A 7,858-nucleotide genomic window follows, 5' to 3' on the forward strand; every position below is an offset into this window, starting at 1 on the left:
GGCTTCCTCCTGAAGTCTGAGCTTTCTCAACTCCTTTAGGTAAGCGACCTCCGCTTCAAGCTGTAAAATTCTCAGACGTAAGCGGTCTTCTTCTGTTTTAGGTGGAGGAGGCATTCTGGCATATTTAGGTTTCATTGGCGGTCGTCCTGATGGTTTATAAGGAATAAGTCCTTTTATGCCACTTTTTTCAAAGCGTTTCAACTAGGTTCCAACTAATGTGTCAGAGGGGATATTGTAAAAACGAGCGGCCTCTCGAATGCTCATTTTCCCTTTTAGGATAGGTTGAAGAACCTGTAATTTAAATTCTGTTGTGTAGTGTTTACCCATAAAAAAATCTGCACCTCAATTGTTGGTTGTTTAGTCCAACTTTTGGGGTGCAGATCAATTTGACCGCACTTTTTGTATTAATGTAATTTCAATCTTGGTTTTAAATAGTGGTTAAGTTTATCCACTAAAATAATCAAGCCAATCTTAATACATCCATGCAAAGCATGTTGGTGCATGCGATATAAAGACACATACGCAAACTGTGCAAATTTACCTTGAACAGTTAGTGGGTTTTTCCCAAATTTATTTGAAATGCTCCCCAATGCGGTAAAACTTGAAAGAGAAACCAAGGTTCCTTTATCGTTGTATTTGAATGCTTTTAATGGTTTTTGCTCAAAAAGTGCAAAGATATTTTTTGCACAAGCTTTTGCCATTTGGTGTGCCGCTTGCGCTCTTGGTGGGACTAGTTTACCGTTTGGTTGCATTAATGCCGCACAGTCACCAATGGCAAAAATACTGTCATCCACCGTAGTTTGAAGGGTATCTTTTACCACTAATTGATTGATACGGTTAAGCTCTAATCCATCGAATTGCTGTGTCACCGTTGAGGTGCGAACACCCGCCGCCCACACAATAAGATCAGCTTTGATTTCTTCGCCATCTTTGGTGATAAGAGTATTTGGTTGGGCTTCCGTGATCATCGTATTTAATTTCACGTTTGCACCCATTTCTTGCAATTCATCTAATACCGCTGCAGATAAATTTTCGGGTAGAGCAGGCAGTAATCGAGGACCCGCTTCAACTAAAGTGACTTGTAAGCAAGAATTATCGATTTTGCCGTAACCGTAAGAAGATAAGTCTTCAGTCGCATGATAAAGCTCTGCGGTTAATTCCACACCAGTAGCACCACCGCCAACAATCGCAATGTTGACTTTGCTTTCATCCACTAATTTTTGTTTAAATTCTTCTTCACCAATATCATCTAATACACGGTTTTCAGAGAATTTAAGGAATAATTCCAACATTCTTTGTTGGAAGCGAAGTGCTTGATCAGAGCTGTCTAAGAAAATACAGTTATCAGCCACGCCTTTTGTATTGAAATTATTCGATTTACTACCGATCGCAATCACTAAGTAATCATAAGGAATACGACGTGCAACCACGAGCATATCGCCTTCTTGCCCATAAACGGGGGCAAGTTCGACATATTTCTGTTCACGATTGATGCGCGTGATCGAACCTTGTTCAAAGCTAAAATGGTGGTTTTTCCCGTGTGCACGATAGCTCAGAGAATCCGTGCCATCATCCATCACGCCCGTTGCAATTTCATGTAATAAGGGTTTCCACAAGTGGGTCGCATTGCGATCCACAAGCGTCACTTTAGCCTGTTTTTTGCGACCTAATTTGTCGCCTAAAAATGTCGCTAACTCTATACCGCCGGCGCCACCGCCAACGATCACGACGTTTTTCATAAAGTACTCCTAAAAGCAAAATTGTTAAAAATGTTAAACTAATGTAATGATAGCATAACAAATAAAAAGACGAAAAAATTTAATGGAAATGACCGCACTTTATTGATGGCAGCGATCGTAAAGCGGTTGTAACTGTTGAATGGTTTTTGTGATAAATGAAACGGGATCGATTTTATGAAGTTCAGCTTTTTCAATGCTTTTCCCAATGCACCAAAAATCCTCATCTGAACGCAAGAGAAGATCTTTTTCAGAAATGTCCTTCACTTGGCGAAAATCATCATATTCGCTTTCATCTTCTCGCCAAATATCAAAATCAGAAAATTGTTTGAAATCAAATTGATCAAGCCACTGATTATATTGTTGCACATTAATTTGTGAGCGATCTGCACGATAGCAATGCCAATCTAAACACACTCTTAGTCGGCGACGATTTAATAGCACAGAAAAGATTGCTGCAGAATTTTGATTAAACTCGTATTTAAAATAAGCGAAGAAATGTGCTCGAACCTGCCAGCCATTGGTCCAACTTTCAATATGCGGTTTCGCAAAAGGCATGCCAAGTTGCTTTGCCACTTCTTGAATAATCGCTTTCCAGTTATCCCAATGTAATTTGTAATCCGTTTTAATCGCCGGAATATCTTCCGGACAGAATTTCTTCATTTGAGCGAATTGATAGAAAGGAATATTGAACAGTTCACAAGATTCAGCCGTAAGCGAGAGCATAGCGTTTCCTTAAAAATCACTGTAATTTTTGACTGCACTTTGTGTGAAAAACTGTTTGTCTTCCCAGCGCAACATAGTCATTCGATTATTCCATACACAACCGGTATCCAAGGCATAGATACCTTTTGGAGTTGGCTCATCGACTAAACTTGCCCAATGCCCAAAGACAATGGGAATTTGTTTATAAAGTGGATTATCTAAATTAAACCAAGGCGTGAGCTCCGCTGGTGCATCTTTTAAAGGGGATTTACAAGCAAAATCAAAGCGATGGTCCAAATAGCAAAAACGCATTCTAGTGAAAGCATTAATAATGTAACGATGACGCGCTAAGCCCTGCAAATCTGGTGACCAGCGATCAGGCTGTTCAGAATACATATTTTCAATGAGATAATGAAAATCGCCGTGCTGTAAAATCTGTTCAACTTCAGCCGCACAAGATTTCGCAGTTTCCAAATCCCAATCGGGCGAAATACCAGCATGCGCCATCAGGAAGTTTAATTCTTCATTATGCACAAGTAATGGTTGGTGGCGTAACCAATGAATCAGCTCATCAAAATCGGGTGCATTAAAAATAGCATCGACATGATCACGAGGTTTCACTTTTTTAATACCCAGTGCGGTCGCAATTAAGTGTAAATCGTGATTACCTAGTACGGTTTGCGCGGCATTACCGAGTGATTTTACGAAACGAAGACATTCAAGTGATTTATCCCCACGCGCCACAAGATCCCCCACGAGATAAAGTTTATCTTGCGTAGGATTGAAGCTCACACGTTCTAATAAAAGCTGTAATTCATCATAACAGCCTTGCAAATCACCGACGAAATAGGTTGCCATTTTTGACCGCTCTTTTTACTCTTCTGAATCTAAGATTTCATCTTTATTAATATCAGCTGGAGGATTATCTGCCAACCAGTTCGCTAAGCGCGCATAATCTGCGATAGCCAAATTTTCTGCACGTGCATTTAAATCAATACTAAGTGCGGTCAGATTTTCAGGTGAAAATAACGTTGAGAGTGCATTGCGCAGCGTTTTACGGCGTTGATTGAACGCTTGGGAGCAAACACGGTTCAGCCAATATAAATCTTTTACTGGATGTGGCAATTCTTTATGCGGAATTAAACGCACAACCGCTGAATCTACTTTCGGTGCAGGTTTAAATGCAGAAGGTGGTACTTCAAGCACAGGCATCACTTGGCAGAAATATTGCGCCATAATGGTTAAACGACCGTAAGCTTTGCTATTTGGCCCTGCGCATAAGCGTTTCACCACTTCTTTTTGTAGCATGAAGTGCATATCTTGAATCACATCATGATACTTAAATAAGTGGAACATCAATGGAGTGGAAATGTTGTAAGGCAAGTTACCAAATACACGTAATTTTTGCCCTTTTTCTGCTAAATTCTCTTTTGTATAAAGCTCACCAAAATCAAATTGCATCGCATCCGTTTCAATAACGGTGAGCTTTTGATGTAAAAATGGATGATGACGTAAACGTTCTGCAAGGTCTCGGTCAAGCTCTACCACAGTCAGATGATCGACAAGTTCACCAACCGGTTCTGTTAATGCGCCAAGTCCCGGACCAATTTCCACTAAGAATTGATTGGGTTGTGGGTAAATCGCCGCCACGATACCTTGAATCACAGAAGTATCATGTAAAAAGTTTTGACCAAAGCGTTTACGCGCCGTATGGCCTAAGTGTTTTTTTGAATTCATAAGTACTATTTAATAAGAAAAGTGCAGTTATTATAGAGCCTGTATTTCTTTTGTAAATTTTAGTGTAACTGTCATGGGCAATATCATTTAGCGATGACTTCCAGTATTGCTTTAATATGATGACTCAAACTTGGATTATAACGAATACAGTCCATTGGATTGAGAATGCGATGTTGATGTTCAGATGCTTGTTTTACTGATTTTTGAATTGCATCATCCAATGTATTCATGTTTTCTCTAGAAAATGTATAGCCAAATGCATTTTGTAATACTTCTAGACACCCCATGTTTTCAGAAAAAATAACTGGCGTACCAGATAATATGGATTCTAGTCCAACAAGCCCAAATGGCTCATATTGAGATGCCATAATGGTGAAATCTGCAGCTTGATATAATTCAGGCATATTTTTGCAAAAACCAAGCGAAGAGATTTTAGGATTTTCTTCTACAGGCGTTCCTGCTACCACTAAGCGAATCGGTAACTGAGTTTTTTCAAAATATTTTTTTAAAATATTAAAACCTTTTCGCGTATGCCCAGTAGAAGGAAATAGGTAAATGATTTCATCTTTTTTGAAACCTAACTTTTCTCTGAGCTTCACTCTTTCTTCTTCATTGATTTGTGTGAATTTATCTGTATTAATAGGAGGATAAATCACATCAATTTTGTTTTCTGGGATATGATATAACTCAATGAGTTCTTTTTTCATCAATGCAGAATGAGCGATGACATATTTGGATTGATTTAAGGATTTTTGTTCACCCATGATTTTAAATCGATCTGATATGCTTGGCTTTTTCTTTGATGCTTGTAGATATCCTTTATGATTTCCACCACAAATAACCACATCAGATAGGGTATAAGAGGTGGTAAGTGAGACTTCTGATGTTTCTTTATATTTATTTGAAAAATAGGAAAGAAATGAGGTTCTCCATTTTTTAGGAACAAAAGAAAGATTAACCTTAACTGGATTAATTAAATTATATTCAGGTAATGCAGTATCAAACTTGGCAGAGTAAATTTTAGGTGTAATGTTTGCCTGAGATAATCCATTAACAATATCAATAAGATATCGTTCCATACCTCCGCCATATTGAAATTTTTGACAGGTTAATGAAATATTTGGGTGATTATTATTACTTAGTAATGTTTTATTCATTTCTTTATACCATCGAAGAGATTACTATGTACCCATTATAGGGGGAGTTTTTCTTTTGTAAATCATTCCTAAGTCTTGATACAACGTACAAATTGGTGAAAAAAGTGATTTTTTTCTGTTCAATTTTATTTTAATCTTTCGTCTAACGCCAAAAACGGCTATAATCCGCCCGTTTTTCATTTATAACCCGCAAAAAGTGCGGTCAAAAAAATCATAATTTTAGAGGATAAAATGGCAAAAGAAGATTGCATTGAAATGCAAGGCACAATTTTGGAAACCTTACCAAATACCATGTTCCGCGTTGAGTTAGAAAATGGTCACGTGGTGACTGCACATATTTCTGGCAAAATGCGTAAAAACTATATTCGTATTTTAACGGGCGATAAAGTAACTGTAGAAATGACGCCTTATGACTTAAGCAAAGGTCGTATCATTTTCCGTAGCCGTTAATTTAGAAATAAAAGGAAAGCCGATATGTTGATATCGGCTTTTTTTGTTTGAAAAGCGTACAAATTATTTGAAGTCTGGAAAAAAATCTGTATAATCGGCGCCCTTAGCCACGTTCATTTTTTCGTTCCTTGCCTTTGCAGATTGGTGGCTAATCTACGTCAAAGGCTGATTAACCCGTAAGGAGCAGTAATGCGTCACTACGAAATCGTGTTTATGGTTCATCCGGACCAAAGCGAGCAAGTACCAGGTATGATCGAACGTTACACAGGTTCTGTTAAAGAAGCTGGTGGTCAAGTTCATCGCCTAGAAGATTGGGGTCGTCGTCAATTAGCGTACCCAATTAACAAATTACACAAAGCACACTATGTGCTTATGAATGTAGAAGCGCCTCAACAAGTCATCGACGAGCTAGAAACGACTTTCCGTTATAACGATGCTGTATTACGCAGTCTTGTTATCCATACTAAGCACGCCGTAACCGAAGCGTCCCCAATGAAAGCGGCTAAAGAAGAACGTAAACCTTTAGCTGAAGTTGAAAACAACGATTTTGAGGATGCTGAAGAGTAATTCAAAACTTGATAATCGCTTCTCGTTAATCGGCACTGTGTGTCAATTACCCAAGCGAAGCAAAAGCCCTAACGGGATTGCGCATTGCCAATTTTGGCTGGAACATCGTTCCGAACAAGTCGAAAGCGGTTTATCACGCCAAGCGTGGTTAAAGATGCCAGTTCAAGTCAGTGGCAATCAGTTAATAGAAAAAACTCAAAGCATTACGGTCGGCAGTAAACTTCTTGTGGTGGGGTTTATTACTTCACATAAAACCTCAAATGGTTTAACGCAGTTAGTATTGCATGCCGAGCAAATCGAATTTATAGATTAGGAGACAGCCAAATGGCACGTTATTTCCGTCGTCGTAAGTTCTGCCGTTTCACAGCGGAAAATGTTGTTGAAATCGATTACAAAGATATCGCTACATTAAAGAACTACATTTCTGAAAGCGGCAAAATTGTACCAAGCCGCATTACCGGTACTCGTGCGAAGTACCAACGCCAATTAGCACGCGCAATCAAACGCGCTCGTTATTTAGCGTTATTACCTTACTCTGATTCTCATCACAATTAAGAAGGAGTTAGGAAATGCAAGTAATTCTTTTAGATAAAATCGTTCACCTAGGTAACGTAGGTGATCAAGTTAATGTTAAATCTGGTTTCGCTCGTAACTTCTTAATCCCACAAGGTAAAGCAGTTATGGCAACTAAAGCTAACATTGAACACTTTGAAGCACGTCGTGCAGAGTTAGAAGCAGCGGCAGCAGCAAGTTTAGCAGCAGCTCAAGCTCGCGCAGCACAAGTGACTGCATTAGGTTCTGTAACTATCGCATCTAAAGCAGGTGATGAAGGTCGTTTATTCGGCGCAATCACTACTCGTGATGTAGCAGAAGCAGTAACTGCAGCAGGCGTTGAAATTGCGAAAAGCGAAGTTCGTTTACCAAACGGTCCAATCCGTACTCTTGGTGACCACGATGTTCGTTTCCAACTTCACGGCGAAGTATTTGCAACATTAGATGTTATCGTTGTTGCAGAATAATTATCAAAGTTTTTGATAAAAGAAAACCCGACGTAATGTCGGGTTTTTTGTTTTTCTGGATTAAGAAAATATTTTAGTGATTCTTTGAGAATAAAAAAGTGCGGCTAAATTTGATCTGACCCCAAAAATCTGGACTATTCACATGAGGACTGACGACGATATTGTATCGGACTCAGTCCTTTTAATTTTAGTTGAATCCGTCGATGATTATAGTAATCCAAATAATCCCTTACCGCATTAACTATCTCCTCTCGCGTATTAAATTCCCGACTATAAAAGCATTCCGTTTTTAATCGTCCAAAGAAACTCTCCATCGCGGCATTATCCAAACAGTTTCCTTTCCTTGACATACTTTGTATGATGCCGTGCTCAGCAAGAATTTGACGATAAGCCGCCATCTGATATTGCCAGCCTTGGTCTGAATGTAAAATGCTACCACTTGTTTTATCTAATCGTTTAACCGCCAGCTTTAACATCTTCTCCACCT

General features: G+C 38.9%; 12 protein-coding genes and 1 pseudogene. 5 read left to right on the plus strand and 8 right to left on the minus strand.

Annotated elements, in window-relative coordinates; translation table 11 throughout:
- The 7 genes and pseudogenes from A9500_RS10790 to A9500_RS01160 all read right to left on the minus strand — a co-directional run.
- Positions 1–201: pseudogene (locus tag A9500_RS10790) on the minus strand (IS3 family transposase); the annotation flags it as partial.
- Positions 202–327 carry a helix-turn-helix domain-containing protein gene (locus A9500_RS10625; protein ID WP_143421575.1) on the minus strand — a complete coding sequence of 42 codons (126 nt, stop codon included), beginning with the start codon at positions 325–327 and terminating at the stop codon, positions 202–204.
- 77 nt (positions 328–404) lie between these two features.
- Positions 405–1,739, minus strand: coding sequence for an NAD(P)/FAD-dependent oxidoreductase (locus A9500_RS01140; protein ID WP_065243589.1), 1,335 nt, complete (start codon positions 1,737–1,739; stop codon positions 405–407).
- A 99-nt stretch (positions 1,740–1,838) separates the two neighbouring features.
- On the minus strand, positions 1,839–2,462 hold the full coding sequence (locus A9500_RS01145; RefSeq protein WP_065243590.1) for a glucose-6-phosphate 1-dehydrogenase family protein: 624 nt from the start codon (positions 2,460–2,462) through the stop codon (positions 1,839–1,841).
- Between the two features lie 9 nt (positions 2,463–2,471).
- Positions 2,472–3,299: a bis(5'-nucleosyl)-tetraphosphatase (symmetrical) ApaH gene (apaH, locus tag A9500_RS01150; RefSeq protein ID WP_065243591.1), complete on the minus strand. Its 828-nt coding sequence runs from the start codon at positions 3,297–3,299 to the stop codon at positions 2,472–2,474.
- 15 nt (positions 3,300–3,314) lie between these two features.
- Complete coding sequence (rsmA, locus tag A9500_RS01155; protein WP_065243592.1) at positions 3,315–4,178, minus strand: 16S rRNA (adenine(1518)-N(6)/adenine(1519)-N(6))-dimethyltransferase RsmA; 864 nt, start codon at positions 4,176–4,178, stop codon at positions 3,315–3,317.
- A gap of 83 nt (positions 4,179–4,261) precedes the next feature.
- Positions 4,262–5,335, minus strand: coding sequence for a glycosyltransferase family 4 protein (locus A9500_RS01160; RefSeq protein WP_065243593.1), 1,074 nt, complete (start codon positions 5,333–5,335; stop codon positions 4,262–4,264).
- A gap of 231 nt (positions 5,336–5,566) precedes the next feature.
- Between A9500_RS01160 and infA the strand changes: the two genes are divergently transcribed.
- The 5 genes from infA (at position 5,567) to rplI (ending at position 7,371) form a co-directional block, all read left to right on the plus strand.
- Positions 5,567–5,785, plus strand: coding sequence for a translation initiation factor IF-1 (infA, locus tag A9500_RS01165; protein WP_005627617.1), 219 nt, complete (start codon positions 5,567–5,569; stop codon positions 5,783–5,785).
- Between the two features lie 189 nt (positions 5,786–5,974).
- Positions 5,975–6,352: a 30S ribosomal protein S6 gene (rpsF, locus tag A9500_RS01170; RefSeq protein ID WP_005627620.1), complete on the plus strand. Its 378-nt coding sequence runs from the start codon at positions 5,975–5,977 to the stop codon at positions 6,350–6,352.
- Positions 6,339–6,665: a primosomal replication protein N gene (priB, locus tag A9500_RS01175; RefSeq protein WP_005627623.1), complete on the plus strand. Its 327-nt coding sequence runs from the start codon at positions 6,339–6,341 to the stop codon at positions 6,663–6,665. The genes rpsF and priB overlap by 14 nt, the downstream gene beginning before the upstream one ends.
- Before the next feature lie 11 nt (positions 6,666–6,676).
- On the plus strand, positions 6,677–6,907 hold the full coding sequence (rpsR, locus tag A9500_RS01180) for a 30S ribosomal protein S18 (protein WP_005696867.1): 231 nt from the start codon (positions 6,677–6,679) through the stop codon (positions 6,905–6,907).
- A 14-nt stretch (positions 6,908–6,921) separates the two neighbouring features.
- Positions 6,922–7,371, plus strand: a complete 450-nt coding sequence (gene rplI, locus A9500_RS01185; protein ID WP_014064775.1) for a 50S ribosomal protein L9 — start codon at positions 6,922–6,924, stop codon at positions 7,369–7,371.
- Between the two features lie 134 nt (positions 7,372–7,505).
- Here the strand turns inward: rplI and A9500_RS01190 are convergent.
- A partial coding sequence (locus A9500_RS01190; RefSeq protein WP_218836887.1) for an IS3 family transposase occupies positions 7,506–7,858 on the minus strand: 353 nt, incomplete at its 5' end.

Origin of the sequence: Haemophilus sp. CCUG 60358 (assembly GCF_001679485.1) — a bacterium.
Lineage (GTDB): Bacteria > Pseudomonadota > Gammaproteobacteria > Enterobacterales > Pasteurellaceae > Haemophilus_D.

Excerpts from the sequence above, each read along its gene's own strand:
- A9500_RS10625 (WP_143421575.1), bottom strand. The coding sequence starts at position 327 with ATGGGTAAACACTACACAACAGAATTTAAATTACAGGTTCTTCAACCT.
- A9500_RS01140 (WP_065243589.1), bottom strand. The coding sequence starts at position 1,739 with ATGAAAAACGTCGTGATCGTTGGCGGTGGCGCCGGCGGTATAGAGTTA.
- A9500_RS01145 (WP_065243590.1), bottom strand. The coding sequence starts at position 2,462 with ATGCTCTCGCTTACGGCTGAATCTTGTGAACTGTTCAATATTCCTTTC.
- apaH (WP_065243591.1), bottom strand. The coding sequence starts at position 3,299 with ATGGCAACCTATTTCGTCGGTGATTTGCAAGGCTGTTATGATGAATTA.
- rsmA (WP_065243592.1), bottom strand. The coding sequence starts at position 4,178 with ATGAATTCAAAAAAACACTTAGGCCATACGGCGCGTAAACGCTTTGGT.
- A9500_RS01160 (WP_065243593.1), bottom strand. The coding sequence starts at position 5,335 with ATGAATAAAACATTACTAAGTAATAATAATCACCCAAATATTTCATTA.
- infA (WP_005627617.1), top strand. The coding sequence starts at position 5,567 with ATGGCAAAAGAAGATTGCATTGAAATGCAAGGCACAATTTTGGAAACC.
- rpsF (WP_005627620.1), top strand. The coding sequence starts at position 5,975 with ATGCGTCACTACGAAATCGTGTTTATGGTTCATCCGGACCAAAGCGAG.
- priB (WP_005627623.1), top strand. The coding sequence starts at position 6,339 with ATGCTGAAGAGTAATTCAAAACTTGATAATCGCTTCTCGTTAATCGGC.
- rpsR (WP_005696867.1), top strand. The coding sequence starts at position 6,677 with ATGGCACGTTATTTCCGTCGTCGTAAGTTCTGCCGTTTCACAGCGGAA.
- rplI (WP_014064775.1), top strand. The coding sequence starts at position 6,922 with ATGCAAGTAATTCTTTTAGATAAAATCGTTCACCTAGGTAACGTAGGT.